The organism is Pedobacter sp. WC2423, from assembly GCF_040822065.1.
In the GTDB taxonomy this organism is placed as follows: domain Bacteria; phylum Bacteroidota; class Bacteroidia; order Sphingobacteriales; family Sphingobacteriaceae; genus Pedobacter.
In genome coordinates this window covers 1,000,767-1,019,179 of record NZ_CP162005.1, presented here as the reverse complement: position 1 = coordinate 1,019,179, position 18,413 = coordinate 1,000,767, and the positions used below count along the sequence as shown (strand labels likewise).

Genomic DNA, 18,413 nt, shown 5'->3' with positions numbered 1-18,413 from the left:
CAGAAGGATTTTGTCAAACGATTTTATTAAATAGCTTACTAAAATAGGATAAACTCTCAAAATATGCTTGGTAAATATTTGTCCATATTATTCCAGAAAATTAACAGAATACACTCATTTCTATCTAATTTGCGCTTATAACTGAACACCTACAATGATTGATAACATAAGGATAATAAACACAGAACTTCTTTCTGATAACTGGTATACGCTTAAAAAGATAACTTACCAATATTCATTGAAAGATGGTACGATACAAACACAAGACAGAGAGGCATACGATCGGGGAAATGGCGCAGTAATTTTATTGTATAACAAAGAACAACAAACTGTTATCCTGACCCGGCAGTTCAGACTGCCAACTTATATCAATGGAAATGAATCCGGATTACTGATTGAGGCCTGCGCCGGATTATTAGATAAAGACAATGCAGAAGATTGTATCAAAAGAGAAACAGAAGAAGAAACCGGATATCAAGTAACTGAAGTACGCAAAATATTTGAGGCTTATATGTCACCGGGTTCAGTGACAGAAATTTTGTACTTTTTTATTGCAGCTTACACCAAAGACATGAAAATACATGAAGGTGGTGGGTTAGCACATGAGCAGGAAAATATCGAAGTACTGGAACTTTCTATTGACCAGGCAATGACTATGATAGCTAATGGAGAGATTAAAGACGGAAAAACAATTATGTTACTGCAATATGTAAAACTTCACCAGATCATATAGCTCAGGTTTATGAAGAAATTCGATGCTATAATTTATGATTTGGATGACACTATTTTCCCTACAGGAACAATTACCAAAGAAGTTGTAAAACCTGTTTTAGAAGCCATTGTTAATCATAACAATGGAACACTTACTGAAGATAAGTTACAAAATGCATTAGAAGACTGCTACAGACATTCACTCAGGGATGTGGCAATGTTGTATGGATTTAATGCAAAAATGTATGGGGAGGCCGTAAAAGCCTTCTCTGCTTTAAAAATAGATTACCCTTTACAAACCTATCCGGACTATCCTTACCTCAAACAAATTCCGGGTCTCAGATTTTTGGTAACTTCCGGTTATACTGGATTTCAGCAACTCAAAATCAGCAACCTGGGTATTGACAAAGATTTTCAGGAAATATTGATTCATGACAATGAAAAGAGCAGTTTTCTTGGAAAGGCAGAACTGTTTCTGCAAATTCAGGAGAAATATAAACTTAAAGCCGAAAATGTTATGGTAATTGGCGACAATCCGGTTTCTGAAATAGCTGCTGGCAACCACCTGGGAATGGTAACCGTACAAGTGTTAAGATCAGGAGTGATTAAAGACGAAACTGCAAAATATCACATAGCGGATTTCAATAAACTTTTGCTTGATCATTTCACCGATAAATGATTAATCGGGTGATTTAAACGCATTGATAATGATAATATCACGCTCTACTATCATGCCGGCAGCATTGCTCCTGACCATTTCTTTGTGAAGATGTACTTCTCTGATCTCAAAACCACTACTGATTAATAATTCTTCAGCCTCTTCTCTGCTGTATAAGTGAAAATTATATTGGGTAAAAGGTAATTTCTCCATAAACTCACGCGGAGCGAAAGTCAGGCTAAACAAACCACCTGGCTTAAGCACCCTTAATATTTCCGTGGCATAACCTTTTGGATCTTTCCAGAAATAGAGTGTATTTACAGTAAATATTTTAGTAAAAAAACCAGCTGCAAAATTTAGTTGCATTCCATCTGATAAGGAGAAATCAGCTCTCCCTGAAGATACAGCTTCTGCATTCAGTTTAATAGCTTCCTCAACCATTAACGTAGATATATCCACTCCATAATAGAGTAAATGTTTGGTAGCGGCTAACAGCGGAATAACATGTGAACCATTTCCAGGCCCTATTTCCAAAATTACGTCATTTGATTTCGGATCCAGCGATGCTATAGTCAGCGCAATCATATGGCCATTGTTAATAGCCATCTTCTCAGCAGTCTTTATTCCATTATCCCCATTAGGGCAACTCAATTGACCGGCTATTTCTTTAAAATCGGGCTTATTAAGATGATCAGGCATAAGTAAAAAGATAAACTATTTTTATTGGAGAATGCCGGGATTTGTACCTGTATTACCCATACTCTTTTGTATGGGTAACCAGGATTTAATAAATATTAAGAACAGTATCAATTTGCTCCTTGGATCTACAAATATACACTATTTAGAACCATTCTACACTAATTAAGTCTTTCTTACATCCCAGTGACAATCTAAGATTGAATGAAACTGATAACCTGGCTCAGATATTTTTCGTCTATCTCGTCAAATTGAGCTAATTCAGCACTATCTACATCCAATACACCAAATACAACTCCGTTTATCATAATAGGTAATACAATTTCAGATCTCGAAGCCGAGCTGCAAGCAATATGCCCCGGAAATTTATCTACATCCTCCACAATAAATGTTTTAGCTTCCTGCCATGATCTTCCGCATACACCTTTACCAGATTTTATTCTTGTACAGGCTACCGGTCCTTGAAACGGGCCTAAAACCAGTTCTTCTCCTTTAACCAGGTAAAAGCCAACCCATAGCCATCCGAACTGTTCTTTCAGTGCTGCACTGATATTCGCAAGATTGGCAATTAAATCATCTTCACCGGTTATCAGGGCCTGAATTTGTGGAATCAAGGATTGATATTGTTCTTCTTTACTTTCTGTTTTTATGATCAGGAGATCTTCTGCCATTATACAAGTTTCTTTTATAATTTCTATTAATTTTTTATGCTGTTTAAGCTGCCTCTAAAATTAAACAATCACCTGCACATCGATGTAAAGGATTAGTAATATTCCGGACACCGCTTTAAAATTTAACCGAATTATTTGTTTGTGTTTCTTTTTAGCTGCAACTTCGTCAGCTTTTAATACACTAATTTAATTCTTTTTATGAGAGTAATCGCCGAACTGCCCCATCCTGAATGCAAGATCACTTTGTTCAATATGAACCAAAAGTATATTGTAAAATTTGAACAGGGAACATTTGAACAGAGCTATAAATTATCTGAGCTTGACCTGACCGGAGGAGGAGCAAATGAAATATTTCAAATGCTTGATGAGACATTTATTGCTACTGTAGTAGAACGTTTTAAGACGATGCGTTTGGATTTCTCAGCCGCTTACAAAAGACAAGAGTATTAGTTTATATAAATAATATAAATATCTGTAATACAGCGCCAATAAATACTACACAGAATAATATTCTGAATTTTATATTGTTTTAAACACAACATAACAAATATTTATTGTCAAAAAGAAACTATTACTTCAACAAAACAAATACAACAGAAAGAATAAGAATCAATTACAATATTAAACAATATTATATTCTGTCACTAAAAACCACAAAATATAATATTGTTTACACATAAATCATATCTTTTTAAACTTAAACCAAGCTAGGAAAAATTAACAAAACCGATTATTATTAATAGAATATTATTTGTTTGAAACAGGAGTAATACCCGGTTTGAATTTAGGTAAATTGAAACGAAGTACTACACAGCCCTCCTCCTTACTTGCCTTAAGCAAACCATTATTCTTTTCTACGAAGTCACGGCATAATTGCAGTCCGAGTCCTACTCCCCGTTCATTAGATGTACCGTATGAAGGTTGCAAATCTGAGTCCTCAGCCAATTGATCTATACTCAGAACACCCGCTACCGGATTGCAGACATCTATATAAATAAAGTTTTCATTGCCCCATATTTTTAAACGAATATGACCACCTAATGGAGTAAATTTAATCGCGTTATCAATGAGATTACGCATCACCAGGTTAATCTGATTTAAATCCGCATAAACATCCTGCTCATCATTTATAATCATCTCTGTCGTTATATTCTTCCTTTTGATAAGCGGTTGATAAACCAGCATTAAATCATTTGTCAAAACCGGAATACTAAAGCAGACTGGAATCGTACTAATACCCTTTAACTGACTTTGTGCCCAATACAAAAGATTATTCAATGTGTTATGAATATGATCGAAGCTTTTACGGCTATCATTCAGCAGCATTTTTACCTCTTCAAGTGATAACAAATCAAGATCATTCAGAGAATATAAACTCATCAGACTATGGAAAGGGCTTCGAAGATCATGTGCGATAATCGAAAAGAGCCTGCTTTTATCTGTATTCGCTTCCTCCAGAGACTTTACTATTTTCCGCAGCGACTTTGTTCTCGACTCTACTATCTTTTCCAACCGCTCATTCTGGGTACTGATCAGATAAAGGTTCTCCTCCTGAATTCTTATCTTTTCAGACTTCATAAGTAGTTTTGAGGCCGCCAGATCCTTTAATCTATCTCCCATTGCAAGAGACAATAAAAGTAGTTCAAGGATAAATCCCAATGGAGCAAACTTAAATGATAACTCACTATAAATAAAAAAATTAGACATACTCAGTACAACCCATACTGAAGTTAAACAAACAAATGCCCAGGCGATTATATAATATAAAGCCGGCTTATACCCCTTATAATAAACGACAACACCCAACAGCCAGATGACCAGAGATGAAGTAGCCGTTAAAACCTGCACCAGCATGGAACAATATGATTTATAACCCAGCAAACATAAAATCATCACAAAAATCCAGCTACCAATCAGCACCCTGACCAACTGTTTTGATTGTGGCAATAAAACCTTTAAATTTAGAAAACTGCTGGAAAATGCGATACCGGCAATACTCCCCAATCCAAGAAACAAATAGGGATAAGTATTAACAAATACTCTGAAATCATATCCCATATAATAACTGTACCCCCTGAAGTAGCAGACCATATAAACGAATAACGAAAGAATATAAACACTATAATAAAAATAGGCTTTATCTTTTGACCGGATAAACACGAAAATATTAAAGAAAAACAGGGTAGTCAGAATTCCGATATAAATTGATTCTACACGTTCAGTTGAATTAAGACCTTCCACCAAGCTTTCTGACACAGCTATCTTTAAAGGAACCAGGAGAATATTATTTGTTTTCAATCTCAAATAAACATCCTGCTGAACAGCATTATAATTGTAATCAGGTAAAGTAAAAATATAATTATTAGCCGCTATTAATGCTGGATTTTCAGGAGCAAGACTACCCGTATGAATTTTAGTAAATGAGCCTGAAGCATTACGCTTATAAAAGTCTACAGATTCTATACTCGACACGTCAAGTACCAAAAATGCTTTAGAACGGGCCTGATTCCGGTAAGAAACTTTTATCCAGAATGCAGCAGAAGAGTTTCCAAAATTAAGTATAGCTGCATTTGATCTGAGAAATTCACCCCTTTTCGCCTTTTCTGCGGCCTGATCTATAGTCAGCTTACCGTTGACGTCAATAAAATAACTTACAGACTTGCCAAGACTTAAATATGGTAAATTTCTGTTGACAGTAATTACCTGGCTATAAGCAGCAGTTGATAGAAAAAAAAGAAGTAAAAAGAGTGTAGAGCGCATTAATTATTCTGTCCAACAAATATAAGGTAAATAGATTTAAACATAAATAGAATTTAAGCAACCCTGGCAACCATCTGGTCAAAACAAATCTAAATCAAAAACACGCAATTAACTGAAATATAATCTTATACATAATTATCAAATGTAGAAGCAAAATAAAAGTCCAACCCCGGAACAAGAAGCCAACTATCGTATATAGAAAAAGCTGGCACTGAAACGGAATTGGACTTATCCTTCTTTTTTAGAAAACAGGATTTGTATCCATTTGAAAATCTTCATCTCTTAAATAAAGAATTTCTGTACTTTTTTCGTAGTTCGTAGATTTCTTTGAGAAGAAGTCATGCTGTGTAGTTTCACCATTCAACCCATTTAAAACTATAGAATTAACTGCTTTTATCTCAAATAGCTCTTCAAATCCAAGATTCATCATTGCCTTATTCGCATTGTATCGGACATATTCTTTTACATCAGCAGTTAAACCAACTTCAGTGTATAATTCGTCCGTATATTTCAACTCATTTTCATACAACTCCATTAATAATTCAACCAGCTCTGCCTTACATTTTTCAGGATTTGATAACTTTTTATATACATCCTGAGCAAGCAGACCGACGAACACACCATGGATGGATTCATCAGCAACAATTTTTTTGATAATATCTGCACTTGCAACCATCTGGCCCTGCCCGGCAAGCCATAGCGGCATAAAAAATCCACTATAAAACAAAAATGATTCTAGTAATACTGATGCCGCAAGCCCCATAAACAAGACTTCATTGCTTACTTTATCGGCATCCAGGTTTCTGTAATATCTATCAATCGTAGCTGCCTTAAATTGAAGGAGCTTATTATTTTCTACCCATTCGAATAATTCGTTAATCTCTGCCGTACTGTTTACGGTAGTAAAAATGGTGGAGTATGATTTCGCGTGAATAGCTTCCATCATACACATGAAAGATAATACAGCTTTATTCTGTAAGCCATCGATATGATCCAGTAGTTTTGGCATACCTGTATGGCTTTGAATCGTATCCAGCAGAGTTAAGCCGCCTAATGCCTTTTTATAGGCCTCCTGAATCTCAGGACTTAAAGATTTCCAGCTATCGATATCTTTAGAAGGAATATACTCTGTATCTATCCAGAACTGACGCAGATTCTGCTCCCAGAACATGCCCGCATAATCATTTTCAGGTGTATTCCAGTTTACTGCTTTATAGTGACTCATTGATGTCTGATTTAAATCTTATAAATTAATTAAAAACCTGATTATACGGAACAAGAAACACATTCGTCAATCGAAGCCTTACGGGTACGGGTATAGTAAAGGGATTTCAGTCCCATTTTATGTGCATAGATATAATACTTTGCAATATCACGCGTACTGTCTTTGGTATTGGTATGCAGAATAGTCGAAATCCCCTGATCCACATGCTTTTGAATAACCGAAATTAACCGCAGCACGTTTTTCTGATCCATATCATAAGCTGATTTGTAGAAGAAATAGTTATCATTGTCCAGATAAGGCATAGGATAGTAAGTTGTACTATCACCATACTCTCTGACCTCAATTACGTCTACTACAGGCATTACTGATGCCGTAGCATTCATAATGTATGATGTAGACTGATTAGGCGCTATGGCAAGCCTGTAAGCGTGATATAAACCATGTTGCTTCACCTGGTTCATTAAGTCAGTCCAGTCTGCTGCTGAAGGAATAGTCATTCCTTCAAACAAAGCGGCAATCTTAGCATTTAAAGGAACAATATCCTGGGCAACATAAGAAGCGAAGTAGTTTCCATTTGCATATTCCGAAGCTCCAAATCCTACAAAAGTTTCATTTTTCTCTTTCGCGATCTCCATTGAGCTCTGGATAGAATAAAAATTAACCATCATAAAAAAGACATTGCAGAAATCCAGTGCTTCTTTACTTTCATACATAATGAAATTTTTAGCCAGGAAGCCATGTAAGTTCATCGCTCCCAAACCAACACTATGTAATTCTTTATTCGCTTTCTGTACAGAAGGCACCATCGCAATATTGGTCAGATCTGAAACTACAGTAAGTGATCTCATAGCCGTTTTAACAGCTTCTCTGATCCTTTTGTTATCCATTACCGTTGCAATATTCAAAGAACCCAGGTTACAGGAAATACCATAGCGGATCTGATCTTCTTTACCGTAAATCTCTATGTCTGAAACCTCAGAGATCTGCATAATTTCGGTACACAGGTTGGAGAACTTAACGTTCCCCAGATCTTTCAGCGCATGTCCTCTGTTTGCATTTCCTTTAAAGAACAGATAAGGATAACCACTTTCTTTCTGGGTTTGCGCAATTTTCACCATCAGGTGACGCGCATTAATCTTTTTCTTTTTAACCAGCGGATTGGTTACGAGTTCTTCGTACATTTCATCCATATCCATCTCATCCAGATATTTACCGTATTGTTTCAATACCGTGTGTGGATGGAATAAGTAACAGGCTTCATCTTTTTCAGCAAGCTCCATGAATTTATCCGGTACAACCACGCCAATAGACAGTGATTTAATCCTCACTTTTTCATCGACATTGATCTTTTTGCAATCCAGGAACTCTTCAATATCCGTATGGAAAATATTCAGATAAACCGCTCCTGCTCCAGGACGCTGTCCTAATTGATTGGCATAAGAGAAAGTATCTTCCAGAATTTTCATAATCGGCAAGACACCTCCTGCACGGCCTTCAACATCTTTAATAGATTCTCCACGGGCACGGATCTTCGATAAATTGAAGGATACCCCCCCGCCAATTGAAGATAACTTCATAGCAGAGTCTATCGCATAACCGATACCATTCAGGTTATCACCTATTTCATCCAGAAAACAGGAAACCAATTCGCCGGAGCGTTTCTTACCTGAGTTCAAAAATGTTGGTGTTGCCGGCTGATACTCCTGATTAATCAGCATTTCTGCATAAGATTTAGCTTCAGCAACATCTCCTCTGGCTAAAAAAAGAGATACCGCAACAACCCGGTCTTCATAACGTTCCAGGAATTTCTCTCCGCTATCATCTCTTAAAGCATAGCTCTGAAAGAATTTAAACGCACTCATGAAAGACTGGAATCTGAATTTCTTTGCATAAACCAGGTCATAAACCTCTTCCATTTGTTCAAAAGTATACCATTGATAAAAATCAACGTAATATTCCTGCTCTATCAGGTAATCTATCTTCTCTTTCAAAGTATAAAAGAAGACAGTATTCTTGTTTACATAATCCAAAAAATAGGAACGAACAGCTTCTTTATCTTTATGAAGGCTGAACTCGTCGTCATTTTTAATCATGATCTCATTATTTAATAAGATCCACTTTTTCGTTACCATATCATTAGCCCTCTATTTTTTCTATAAATTTTTGGATATCTGCCATTGTTCCTGAAAGCTCAAACTGCATCAGGATGGGTAATTTAAACTGATCTGAGATCCTCGTAGCTGCCTTCGCGTAATTGGGGCCCCAGTTTTTGTTTCCACTGGAAGAGACAGATTTGATCATACTGCTGTTTTCATCCAGAAAACGTAAAGTAGAAACCGGGACTTCTCCGAATCCTGTGGTATACGTAATCAGATGTCCTTCATGTAAAGGCTTTGACGCCTCATCTATCTTTTGAATCGTCCAGTCACGGTGTAACTTCAAACGGTTTACAAATCGCTCCACGTTACCGGTTTTACTATCATAATAAATCCAGGTCATCGGCATTGTATTTTGTTGAAATTTAAACTGCTACAAGCACAGACAATTCATCCGGCTTAAAACCTATAACCCGGGACAATTCCTGCTCTTGTTCTAATAAAATTACTGTGGGTACCGAACGAACCCGGAACTGCATGGCCAGTTCTGGCTGGTTGAAGGGATTAATAGTTTCATAGATAACTCCTTTTCTATCCAGATATTCTGAAACCATATTGCATGGACTGCAATCATCTTTTTCGAATTTGATTATTCTTTTTGTGCTCATTTTGAAGGTTTTTATGTAAATCAGCCCTCTTGCCGACCTATTTTAGCGGAGCTCAAAAATGCAAAATTCTGCTTAGACAGATTCTAAATGTTATCAACACTGGTGGAAAAGAGAGCAATAATTATGACTGATTATTTACTGAAAAACCAATTAAATTAGTTAAACTTTGTAAACGCTTTTTTGCAATTAACTAGCAGGAAGAGTATTGCGTTTTATTTGACCGAAATCAATTCATCTTTGTGAATTAAGAGCGAGTGTTGAAAGTTATCAATTCCATGACCCATTTCTGGAAAGGCGGGTCATTTTTCTGCGTAAATCCAATTTGATATGGAGTTGTTGCTGACTAATCAGGATACCCATCTTTGGTAAATCAATATCTTCAGCTTTGATGTCTTTATAGTGAATACTCTTAGCCTGGATATGCGTTCCTTTACTTTCAATGGCAAGCACCGCTCCCGCTGTCCACAATACCGGATTTGGAGAAAAATTAAAACCTAACTCATCGGTATACCAAATGACAGCCTCCTCAGTAATTTCTTTTTCCACTCCCATAATTTTATGTTTAACCGTAGTTTTAGCAATCACCTGATGACAGGTAAATCCTAATATCTGTTTCACTTTATCGGATTTAACATAGTCAATTACAGGTACAATTTGTCCGGTTCCGAACTTCATTTCAGGCAGTAAGCCCATTTTGTCCTCCATTAAAAAAAGAGTGTCATTTAAATCAAAAGCCTGAATCAGCCGTTGAGCCTGGAAATCATAATAATAATCCCGGCTAAAACCACCCCCAAAAACACCCAGTCCATTATAATGTCCTGCTCTTTGCGTACTGCTATTGGGATTCTCCTGCTGTTTATAACTGGCATGGAGCTGATCAAACTTTAATTCAAAATTGGTCACTGAACTTTTAGGCATTCTTGCAGCAGCTTCACTACTGAGTTTTATGCCATTTGCAGCAGTCAGTCCTGCCGGATCAAAAGTACTTTCAAATAGTATTGTTCCTGATTTTTCAGGCTGTGCATCTACCCGGACCGAAAATGCAATCAGGCAGATGACCACAATAAATAGTCGTCTCATATCTGCTCTGCTTCTGCAAAAACAGTGCTAAATATAGTTTTGAAATGTTAAAAAAAGTTAAAGCTGAAACGCCGCAATTGTAAACTAATATTCAAGCCATCCATTCGCTAAAACATCAGCAAGATGCATAGTTTTAATAGGAAGCTGATTTTTATCGATATAGCCTTGCAAATGCATCAGACAAGATAAATCTGTAGAAATAATATAATCTGCATCCTGATCAAGGGCATTGTTCACCTTCTGTTCTGCCATAGCAGAAGAAATAGCATCAAATTTAACTGCAAAAGTACCACCAAAGCCACAGCACATGTCTGTGTCTTTCATCTCCATCATTTCCAGTCCATGAACTTTTTCCAGCAGCAAACGAGGCTCCTCTTTAATTTTACACTCCCTTAAGCCACTGCAAGAATCATGGTAAACAGCTTTACCCTCCAGTTCTGCGCCGAAATAATCCTTTTTAAGCACATTAATCAGGAAATCAGAAAGTTCGAAAATATTTCCCTGCAGTGTCCTGCATTTATTATGGACATTAGAATTGGTAAATAGATCATTAAACCCATTTTTCACCATCCCAACACACGAAGCAGAAGGAGCTACAATATAATTAGCACCTGAAAAATCGTTCAAAAACTTTGTACCTGTAGCTTTTGCCTCTTCCCAATAACCAGCATTGTAAGCTGGTTGCCCGCAGCAGGTTTGGCCGGGATTGTAACTCACCTCACAACCTGCTTTTTCTAAAAGTTTAACAGTACTAAAAGCTGTTTCAGGATATAACTGATCGACAAAACAGGGGATAAATAATTCTACTTTCATTAATAAATATTAGGATCTTACAGTGTACTAGTTTACTTTTTCCAGTTTAGCAACGCCAGATTTATTTTCATCTACTTTTTTAGGATTTCCTTTATAATAGATCGTTGTAGCGCCCGAAGTTTTCGCTTTAAGCTCATTCAGTACATTAATATTCAGCTTACCTACTCCTTCAACATCAAGGTTGTAAATACCTGTAATAAAATCAAATGCGTTCATCTGTATTACCCCTTTACTCTTTACCTGGTGTACACCTGCCTGTCCGATCAGGTTAATATGCGCCTCACCATCAGTAGTGGTCGTCAGCTTACCAGCATTCAATTCCAGGCTGATGGTAGTTGCACCAGATGACTTCACATCAAGGTCATTTACATTGATACGTGATGAAGTATAAATATGGCTCGCTCCTTTAGCTTCAAGCGTTTTAAGCTCTCCGATTCCGGCGGTCACTATAATAGAATCCTTTCCGCAATATTTTTTCGGATCAAGTTCAATAACCAGTCCATTTTTATTGACTTCAGCTTTGATCAGCCCGATTACATTAGAATCTGCCTGTATATTTACTTTAAAACTGCTGTCCTGGCGCATCAGTAATTTAACAGGCCCGTTGACTACAATTTCATTATAAGGTTTCACTGTAAATTCTTTACTGGAATGCAGACCCGAATCTTCTACACATTTAGTTTTACATGCTGTAAAAACTAAAGGCAGCGCTAAGCTAAATAGGAATAATTTCTTCATCATAATATTTCAAGGTTTGTCAAAGGTAATAGTTTTTGCCGTCTGTTTTAATTTTACCTGCATCCAGCAGCTCGCGAATGCGGTTTAGCTTGTCCTGATCGGTGCCGGTTCTGATCTGATTAATCAGCTCATCGAGTGTCCGGGGTTCCGTTTGAACCAGTGTTGCAATTTCAAAATCGATCTTATCATCCAGTTCTGCAAGGTCTTCATTCCTTTTCTGCGCTAAACAAACATCACATACCCCGCACTGGTCAGCATTCGGTTCATCAAAATAAGATAATAACTGAATACTTCTGCAAACAAATGTATCTGCATAAGCTAATACAGCACGAATCTGTTCAGACTGTATCTTTTTTCTCAATTCTATATACTTTACATCCGTATCCAGATGCAATAAGTCTACCCTCGCTAATATAAACTGCATTTGAGGCTGATCTGTTTGCGGAAGATAAGAAATCAAACCCTGATCCTGCAAGTTATTCAATTGCCGCACAACATTGTTAAAAGAGGTTTTCAGTTTGGTTGCAATATCGCTTTCGCTGATATTAGCATAATGGTCAAACATTCCGCCATAAGATCTCAATATCGTTTTAATCAAAGGATCATAGCCTGAATTCTCAATTTGAAAACGATAAACATCTTCATTTCCTGCCGTAAATAACACCCGGGAAGGTAAAAATATATTTTCCGAAAGCGTGATATAACCATCATGCTCCAAAAACTTTAAGGCGCCCATGGTCTTGATTACCCCCAACTTAAAACGCTTACAGAAATCGGCCAGATCAAAACTAAAATTAATCCCTGCCCCTGCTCCATAAGCAAGTTGAAAATAAGTTCCCAAATAATGATAGGTTTTCCTGATCTCTTCTACAGATGGAAAACTATCCGTGTATTTAGCTTTTAATGCCAGTTGATCTGAAGCATTAGCCAGTAAAACCGCAAAAGCCCTTTTCCCGTCCCTGCCTCCGCGACCCGCCTCCTGGTAATACGCCTCCAGACTTTCCGGGAGATCGAGATGGACTACAAAACGAACATCAGGCTTATCTATTCCCATTCCAAAAGCATTGGTTGCGACCATGATCCTGATCTTATTCTGCTTCCAGGCCTCCTGTTTTCTGGAACGTTCGTCTTTATCTATTCCTGCATGATAAAAATCGGCAGCTATCTGATTTCTTTGTAAAAAAAGAGCAATTTCTGAAGTTTCACGTCTGTTACGTACATAAACCAGCCCGCTCCCCTTTACATTCGTTACAATATCAATCAGCTTTTTGTGCTTATCCTCCAGCCCAAAAACTACGTAACTCAGGTTTTTACGCGCAAAGCTCTGTACAAAGATCTGCGGATTTCTGAGCGCTAATTTATCTACGATATCTTCCCTTACAAAAGCTGTCGCAGTTGCCGTTAATGCAATAAAAGGAACTTCAGGATGAATCTCTCTTAAAGCGGTAATCTGCATATAAGATGGTCTGAAATCATAACCCCACTGCGAAATACAATGAGCTTCATCTATTGCAATCAGGTTAACGTTCATATAAGAGATCCTGGTTCTGACCAGGTCAGATAATAAACGTTCCGGTGAAAGGTAAAGAAATTTGACAGGGCCGTAAATACAGTTATCCAGCAAAATATCTATTTCTCTTTTGCCCATTCCGGCATAAATAGCGACGGCATTGATTCCTTTTGCTTTTAAATTTTCTACCTGATCTTTCATCAGCGCAATCAGTGGCGAAATGACAATACAAATCCCCTCTTTTACCAGCGCAGGTACCTGGAAACATAAAGATTTCCCGCCACCTGTAGGCAAAAGTGCCATCACATCCTTTCCTTCCAATACAGCCTGGATAATATCCTGCTGTAAAGGTCTGAATGAATTAAATCCCCAATATTGTTTTAATACCTCTGTTTCGTTCATAAAAATGCGCTATATCCCCTGTGCAATCACAAAGCCACAAGCCCATGCCCATTGAAAATTATATCCGCCAAGCCATCCGGTAACATCTACACATTCCCCGCCAAAATACAGGCCTGGCATTTTTTTACACTCAAGCGTTTTAGAAGATAACTCATTGGTATCAATTCCACCACGCATCACTTCTGCCTTGTCATAGCCCTTATCGCCAGCTGGCTTTACTTTAAACCAATGAATAGTCTGATGGATTAACGCTAACTCAGTTTTCGTCAAAGCGGCTACCTGTTTGTCAACTGGCAGGTATTTATGCAGCGCATCGGTGAACTTCTTCGCATAAAATCTGTTCAGTAAGGTAGACAATAATGTCTTTCCGTGGTATTTTCTTTCTTCTTCAAGCAATGCTGTAATATCCTCGTGAGGCAGCAAATTAATATTGATACTTTCACCAGGCTGCCAATAAGAGGATATCTGCAGCACAGCCGGCCCGCTTAAGCCCCAGTGCGTAAACAAGATATTTTCCTCGAATGAAATTTTATCATTGCTAACCTCACAAAAAACTGAATTTCCTGAAAGTTGTGCATACCAGTCTTCCTCTTTTCCGGTAATCGTCAGCGGGACCAATGCTGGCGCAGTCTCCATAATCTTTAATCCGTTTTTACGCGCAAAACGCAACGCAAAATCTGTTGCACCCATCTTTGGAATCGGTAACCCGCCAGTAGCAATGACCAGTTTCGGAGTAATTAAAGTATATGTTTTACCAGATTGCTGATAAGTGACACTATAAGAACCGTCGTTTTGTATAATATCAGTTACATCAGCATTGCATTTGATCTCTTGTCCGAAGTCTGAACATAACCCTGTAAATACCTCTACAATGTCTTTTGCATTCTTATCCTCCGGAAATAATTGTCCCAATGTTTTTTCCTTACCATTAATCCCGTAAGTTTCAAAAAAGCTGATGGTATCTGCAACCGTCCACTGTGTGAAGGCCGATTTACTAAAGTGCTTGTTTCCAGAAATGAATTGTTCGTCGGTAGCGAACCTATTGGTATAGTTGCATCTACCGCCTCCGGAGATTAATATTTTAGCTCCCGCTTTACTTCCTTTTTCCAGTATAATCACCTTCTTACCAAGGTATCCAGCTTGTACTGCGCACATCAATCCGCATGCACCTGCTCCAATTATTATAGCATCAGCCTCCATCAAATCCGTTTATATTGTTATTTTTGTGCAAAATAAAGCCTGTTTAAGTTTATAGGTTAAAATTGTTTACAGCTTATTTTTCAGTGAAACAAAGTTAAATTCAATTTTGGCAGCTTTCCTGCCTAATTTGAATTTGACGAAGTTGCAGCTAAAAAGAAGCATAAACAAATTATCAGGTAAATTTTAAACAGGCGTAAAACAATAACTTTTTCATATCGACATGGCAAAACAAATAAGTGAGTTAAAATTAGGAATTCTGGGTGGTGGACAATTAGGGCGGATGTTAATTCAGGAAGCTATTAATTACAATCTGACTACGCTGGTTTTGGATCCTGATCATGAAGCTCCCTGCAAGCATCTGGCAAACTACTTTGAATGCGGATCTATCACTGATTTTGATACAGTGTATAAGTTTGGCAAAAAAGCAGATGTAATTACTATTGAAATTGAAAAGGTAAATATTGAGGCTTTAGAACAATTGGAGAAAGAGGGTAAAATGGTGTTTCCACAAGCCAGAGTTATCCGTTTAATCCAGGATAAAGGTATTCAGAAGCAATTTTTTAAAGAAAATGATATTCCTACTGCCCCTTTTCAGCTGGCCAATACCAAAGACGACTTACTGAATTCAAGTTTTCCATTTCCATATATGCTTAAACAGCGTAAAGATGGCTATGACGGTAAAGGTGTGATGCGGATTAATAACATAGCAGATCTGGACAATGCATTTGACAGCCCTTGTTTAATTGAGGAGCTGGTTGATTTCGAAAAAGAAATTGCTGTTATTGTATCCAGAAACTCCAATGGTGAGGTAAAAACCTTTCCTATGGTAGAAATGGAATTCAATGCAGAAGCAAATCTTGTGGAGTTTTTGATCTCTCCTTCCACTTATCCTGAGCATGTTCAGGAAAGAGCAGAACTGATTGCAAAAAATATTGCTGCTGCTTTAAATATAACAGGACTGCTCGCTGTAGAAATGTTTATCACAAAAGATGGAGAGATATTAGTCAATGAACTTGCGCCAAGGCCTCACAATAGTGGTCACCACACCATAGAAGGCAATTATGTATCACAATTTGACCAGCATTTACGTTCGGTATTTAACCTGCCACTGGGCGATACCCGTGCAATCAATAACGCAGTCATGCTGAATGTACTGGGAGAAAAAGGACATGATGGTGTTGCAAAATATGAGGGTTTAGAGAAGATAATGGCAATAGATGGTGTTTATGTACACCTTTATGGTAAAAAGTATACAAAGCCTTTCCGCAAGATGGGGCATATCACCATTGTAGATCAAAACAGGGAAGCTGCTATTGAAAAGGCAAATTTAATCAAAGAAACACTAAAAGTAATATCTTAATGAGCGCACAAGTAGGCATAATTATGGGTAGCAAGTCTGATTTAAATATCATGAACGATGCTGCTGATATTTTAAAGGAATTTGGAGTAGAATTTGAAATGACGGTTGTTTCAGCACACCGTACACCGGATAGAATGTTCAGCTACGCAAAAGAAGCTGCTTCAAGAGGAATTAAAGTGATTATTGCTGGCGCTGGTGGCGCTGCGCATCTACCAGGTATGGTTGCATCAATTACTGTTTTACCAGTTATTGGTGTTCCAGTAAAGAGTTCTAATAGTATTGATGGATGGGATTCTATTTTATCTATTTTACAGATGCCTAATGGTATCCCTGTAGCTACAGTAGCTTTGAATGCAGCTAAAAATGCGGGCCTGCTTGCTGTACAGATTTTATCTACCGCTGATCATGCACTTGCTGTTAAAATGCAGGGATATAAAGATGAATTGAGGAAAAAAGTGGAAGAATCTGCTGCTGAGTTAGAATCTTAAACTATACAAAAAACCTCCTGCTAATTATAGCAGGAGGTTTTTTTATGTCTTTATCATCAGGATTATCTGGTTAATTCAAATTAGGGTTTTTAGGGAAATTACTGATATGTGCATATTTCGGTCCCAGATGGATGATTACCTCTTTCCACAACTGCTCTTCATCAGCAGAAAATATCATGTCAGCGTCGTACTGATCAGAAACAATCCAGGTATTCTCTTCCATCTCTGCTTTGAGCTGAGGCCCCTCCCAGCCCGAATAGCCCACAAAAATCTTCACCTCATCTTTAGTCAGTTCTCCTTTCCCCATTAAAGCGCTGAAGCTCTCAAAGTTCCCTCCCCAGAAAATTCCTTTGGCGATCTCCTCTCCGCCTGAGATCTTTTCAGGACAACGGTGGATAAAATGGATCGTATCTGTAGCCACAGGGCCACCATAACAAACTGGAAAAGCCGGTCCGCCGATATCCTCAATCAGCTCTCCTAATAAAACAAGGCTTGGTTGATTAATTACAAAACCAAGCGTTCCCAATTCACTATGTTCGGTTAAAAAAACTACCGACCGTGTAAAATTGGGATCATTTAAAAAAGGTTCGGAAACAAGCAGTTTACCGGCTGAAGGTGCTAATCGACTTATCATTTCGGAAAATTACTTATAATTTTAAAAAAACTAAAGACTATTTTTGTCAAATGGAGCTGACCAAAGAAAATATTCAAAACCTAAGACAAGATTACCGCGCTGCTGAACTTTCAGAGGCAGATATCGACAAAAACCCAATTGTACAATTCGCAAAATGGTTCAAAGACGCGCTGGACGCTAAAATGTATGAGCCTAATGTAATGACTCTGGCTACAGCCGATTTATCAGGCAAACCTTCTTCCAGAATTCTCCTTTTAAAGGGATTTGATGAAGATGGTTTTGTTTTTTTTACCAATTACAACAGTAAAAAAGGTAAAGATCTTCAGGAAAATCCACAAGCTGCAATGCAGTTTTTCTGGCCGGAACTGGAAAGACAAGTCAGAATTGAAGGTACTGTAACCAAAGCGACAGCAGAAGCTTCTACAGCTTACTTTCACTCCCGCCCAAAAGGCAGCCAGATTGGAGCAAGCGCATCACCACAGAGCACTGTTATTCCTGATCGTGAAATTCTGGAAGAACGGGTAAAAGAGCTGACTGCGGCTTATCAGGAAACAGAGGTCCCGCGTCCTGAGCACTGGGGAGGTTATGTATTGAAGCCGGCACACCTGGAGTTCTGGCAGGGACGTCCGAGCCGTTTACATGACAGGATCACTTATACCAGCGTTAACGGCGTATGGACAATTAACAGATTAGCACCTTAAAC

Annotated in this window: 19 protein-coding genes; 6 read left to right on the top strand and 13 right to left on the bottom strand. The window is 37.8% G+C overall.

The genetic code is table 11. The features are described 5' to 3' along the window. The first annotated feature begins 154 nt into the window (after positions 1-154). Positions 155-733, top strand: a complete 579-nt coding sequence (gene nudK / locus AB3G38_RS03890; protein ID WP_367867183.1) for a GDP-mannose pyrophosphatase NudK — start codon at positions 155-157, stop codon at positions 731-733. Between the two features lie 9 nt (positions 734-742). Further along, positions 743-1,390 carry an HAD family hydrolase gene (locus AB3G38_RS03885; protein ID WP_367867182.1) on the top strand — a complete coding sequence of 216 codons (648 nt, stop codon included), beginning with the start codon at positions 743-745 and terminating at the stop codon, positions 1,388-1,390. Here AB3G38_RS03885 and AB3G38_RS03880 read toward each other — a convergent pair whose 3' ends face one another. After that, complete coding sequence (locus AB3G38_RS03880; protein ID WP_367867181.1) at positions 1,391-2,068, bottom strand: class I SAM-dependent methyltransferase; 678 nt, start codon at positions 2,066-2,068, stop codon at positions 1,391-1,393. It lies immediately after the preceding gene. A 191-nt stretch (positions 2,069-2,259) separates the two neighbouring features. Further along, positions 2,260-2,736: a GAF domain-containing protein gene (locus AB3G38_RS03875; protein ID WP_367867180.1), complete on the bottom strand. Its 477-nt coding sequence runs from the start codon at positions 2,734-2,736 to the stop codon at positions 2,260-2,262. A gap of 198 nt (positions 2,737-2,934) precedes the next feature. Here AB3G38_RS03875 and AB3G38_RS03870 point away from each other — a divergent pair, with 198 nt between their 5' ends. Continuing rightward, positions 2,935-3,186 carry a hypothetical protein gene (locus tag AB3G38_RS03870; protein ID WP_367867179.1) on the top strand — a complete coding sequence of 84 codons (252 nt, stop codon included), beginning with the start codon at positions 2,935-2,937 and terminating at the stop codon, positions 3,184-3,186. A gap of 297 nt (positions 3,187-3,483) precedes the next feature. Here the strand turns inward: AB3G38_RS03870 and AB3G38_RS03865 are convergent, their stop codons facing one another. The 10 genes from AB3G38_RS03865 to AB3G38_RS03820 all read right to left on the bottom strand — a co-directional run bounded on the left by AB3G38_RS03865 (position 3,484) and on the right by AB3G38_RS03820 (position 15,228). Further along, on the bottom strand, positions 3,484-5,496 hold the full coding sequence (locus tag AB3G38_RS03865; protein WP_367867178.1) for a 7TM diverse intracellular signaling domain-containing protein: 2,013 nt from the start codon (positions 5,494-5,496) through the stop codon (positions 3,484-3,486). A 241-nt stretch (positions 5,497-5,737) separates the two neighbouring features. Beyond that, positions 5,738-6,721 (bottom strand): class 1b ribonucleoside-diphosphate reductase subunit beta, encoded by a 984-nt coding sequence (nrdF, locus tag AB3G38_RS03860; protein WP_367867177.1) that lies wholly within the window; start codon positions 6,719-6,721, stop codon positions 5,738-5,740. Positions 6,722-6,762: 41 nt separating this feature from the next. After that, the gene (gene nrdE, locus AB3G38_RS03855) at positions 6,763-8,853 is read right to left on the bottom strand and encodes a class 1b ribonucleoside-diphosphate reductase subunit alpha (protein WP_367867176.1); all 2,091 of its coding nucleotides are present in this window, start codon (positions 8,851-8,853) and stop codon (positions 6,763-6,765) included. Between the two features lie 4 nt (positions 8,854-8,857). Beyond that, entirely contained in the window at positions 8,858-9,220 is a 363-nt protein-coding gene (gene nrdI / locus AB3G38_RS03850; protein WP_367867175.1) for a class Ib ribonucleoside-diphosphate reductase assembly flavoprotein NrdI, read from the bottom strand. A gap of 22 nt (positions 9,221-9,242) precedes the next feature. Beyond that, positions 9,243-9,485: a thioredoxin family protein gene (locus tag AB3G38_RS03845; RefSeq protein WP_183869888.1), complete on the bottom strand. Its 243-nt coding sequence runs from the start codon at positions 9,483-9,485 to the stop codon at positions 9,243-9,245. A gap of 267 nt (positions 9,486-9,752) precedes the next feature. Then, positions 9,753-10,565 (bottom strand): hypothetical protein, encoded by an 813-nt coding sequence (locus AB3G38_RS03840; protein ID WP_367867174.1) that lies wholly within the window; start codon positions 10,563-10,565, stop codon positions 9,753-9,755. Between the two features lie 84 nt (positions 10,566-10,649). Beyond that, on the bottom strand, positions 10,650-11,378 hold the full coding sequence (locus AB3G38_RS03835; RefSeq protein ID WP_367867173.1) for a (Fe-S)-binding protein: 729 nt from the start codon (positions 11,376-11,378) through the stop codon (positions 10,650-10,652). 27 nt (positions 11,379-11,405) lie between these two features. Beyond that, positions 11,406-12,119, bottom strand: coding sequence for a head GIN domain-containing protein (locus tag AB3G38_RS03830; protein WP_367867172.1), 714 nt, complete (start codon positions 12,117-12,119; stop codon positions 11,406-11,408). A 16-nt stretch (positions 12,120-12,135) separates the two neighbouring features. Further along, positions 12,136-14,028 carry an ATP-dependent DNA helicase RecQ gene (locus AB3G38_RS03825; RefSeq protein WP_367867171.1) on the bottom strand — a complete coding sequence of 631 codons (1,893 nt, stop codon included), beginning with the start codon at positions 14,026-14,028 and terminating at the stop codon, positions 12,136-12,138. Positions 14,029-14,037: 9 nt separating this feature from the next. Beyond that, complete coding sequence (locus AB3G38_RS03820; RefSeq protein ID WP_367867170.1) at positions 14,038-15,228, bottom strand: NAD(P)/FAD-dependent oxidoreductase; 1,191 nt, start codon at positions 15,226-15,228, stop codon at positions 14,038-14,040. 220 nt (positions 15,229-15,448) lie between these two features. Here AB3G38_RS03820 and AB3G38_RS03815 point away from each other — a divergent pair, with 220 nt between their 5' ends. Next, complete coding sequence (locus tag AB3G38_RS03815) at positions 15,449-16,588, top strand: 5-(carboxyamino)imidazole ribonucleotide synthase (protein ID WP_367867169.1); 1,140 nt, start codon at positions 15,449-15,451, stop codon at positions 16,586-16,588. Continuing rightward, positions 16,588-17,076 carry a 5-(carboxyamino)imidazole ribonucleotide mutase gene (gene purE / locus AB3G38_RS03810; protein ID WP_367867168.1) on the top strand — a complete coding sequence of 163 codons (489 nt, stop codon included), beginning with the start codon at positions 16,588-16,590 and terminating at the stop codon, positions 17,074-17,076. Before AB3G38_RS03815 ends, purE begins: the two co-directional genes overlap by 1 nt. A gap of 70 nt (positions 17,077-17,146) precedes the next feature. On the opposite strand, the gene AB3G38_RS03805 is transcribed toward purE, so the two are convergent. Then, positions 17,147-17,710, bottom strand: a complete 564-nt coding sequence (locus AB3G38_RS03805; protein WP_367867167.1) for a YqgE/AlgH family protein — start codon at positions 17,708-17,710, stop codon at positions 17,147-17,149. Between the two features lie 50 nt (positions 17,711-17,760). On the opposite strand from AB3G38_RS03805, the gene pdxH reads away from it, so the two are divergent. Further along, a complete protein-coding gene (gene pdxH, locus AB3G38_RS03800; protein WP_367867166.1) occupies positions 17,761-18,411 on the top strand; it encodes a pyridoxamine 5'-phosphate oxidase in 651 nt (216 codons plus the stop codon). The last annotated feature ends 2 nt before the right edge of the window (positions 18,412-18,413 follow it).